2 protein-coding genes and 1 riboswitch are annotated in these 1228 nt (G+C 42.7%); of the genes, one reads left to right on the forward strand and one right to left on the reverse strand.

The features are described 5' to 3' along the window. Nucleotides 1-63: 63 nt before the first annotated feature. A riboswitch (cobalamin riboswitch) is annotated at nucleotides 64-188 on the reverse strand. 107 nt (nucleotides 189-295) lie between these two features. Continuing rightward, the gene (locus tag JUI58_RS19105; protein WP_239121580.1) at nucleotides 296-901 is read left to right on the forward strand and encodes a hypothetical protein; all 606 of its coding nucleotides are present in this window, start codon (nucleotides 296-298) and stop codon (nucleotides 899-901) included. 13 nt (nucleotides 902-914) lie between these two features. On the opposite strand, the gene JUI58_RS19110 is transcribed toward JUI58_RS19105, so the two are convergent. Beyond that, a partial coding sequence (locus JUI58_RS19110; RefSeq protein ID WP_204105405.1) for a Uma2 family endonuclease occupies nucleotides 915-1228 on the reverse strand: 314 nt, incomplete at its 5' end.

Here is a 1228-nt window from a genome sequence, read left to right on the forward strand (position 1 = left end):
ACCCAAATAACGTAGTACGCTGGGTACTTAGTCTGGTCAGAATGGCTTGTCAGATTTCTCTTTCAAGCCTCACGCCTTTAGGCTGAGGTTCCTGACAGTTGCGGGACAGCACCAGATTTGCACTGGTTTTTCCCCCTCGCGTCTGATGGCTGTTCCCCATCAGAACCAACTTAGCCCTATAAACTTAGCACGTTGCGATCGCTGCATAATTAATGTTGAGAAATATATTTTTTCATTCTTTGGGGAAAGGAGGAATTTTCACCCATTCACCATTCACTTTTACCGATTAATACTTATGAATGCTCGCTCTTTTTGCTTACGCTATTTATCTACACTAGGATGCTTGGGTTTAGTTTTTGGCGCGATCGCCTCTCCTGCTTGGAGTTTACCCGGTCAGCGTACAGAAACTGTAGCCGCTTGGATCGCCGGAAATCCGACGTTACAGCCTACAAATAGCGGTGATGGTTTAACAGTACGACGCACTGACACCGCAGCCCAACGCTTTGAGTTTCGCGCTTCTGTTTTGCCACCAGGTCGCATTAGTTTCTTAGGAAATCCTGGAATTATTCGCAGTGAAAATTTTTCCCTTTACGATTTAATTAATGGGGTTTCTCTACCGAGGTTAGAAGAAGCCTTGCGAGTTATTTATGGGTTGGATATTTATACGGATTATCAAAATGCACAAATTGTTCGCATTTATCCCTCTGCGGACACTTTGGAAATGTCTCGACGTTTAAATTTGCCTGGTTTGGGAGGAAGAGAAGGAGAATTGCGTTTGGGAACTCGCTTTGCTTATTGGTTGGACTTAACTAAAAATGAAGATAGCAGTTCTCATAGCGGACAAATGACTGTATTTCTCAAGGAAGATTTACCAAAAATGCTGAGAGAATTAGGTGAATAAAAAATAAAGTTTCTTAACTAGCGCTTTGTAAAACTTGTGCGGCAGTTAGAATAAGTTCGGGAAAGGTTGGGGAAATAAGGCGATCGCCTCCTGCAAATTCTTCTGCATCGTATAATCCTTCTACTAAAGAACAAACAATCACCTGCGAATCAATTGGATCGACAATCCAATATTCAGGAATATTTAAGACGCTATATTCGGCACGTTTGGCGCGGCGATCGGTGCTTTTGGTCGAAGGACTGACAATTTCAACCACTAAAAAAGGCGGGGTTTCATTTAAGCGAATAACTGCTTCTCGATCCTGCAAATCTTGCCATTGTTCTTGAT

The organism is Spirulina sp. CCY15215, from assembly GCF_016888125.1.
Classification (GTDB): Bacteria; Cyanobacteriota; Cyanobacteriia; order Cyanobacteriales; family Spirulinaceae; genus CCY15215.

Excerpts from the sequence above, each read along its gene's own strand:
- JUI58_RS19105 (WP_239121580.1), top strand. The coding sequence starts at position 296 with ATGAATGCTCGCTCTTTTTGCTTACGCTATTTATCTACACTAGGATGC.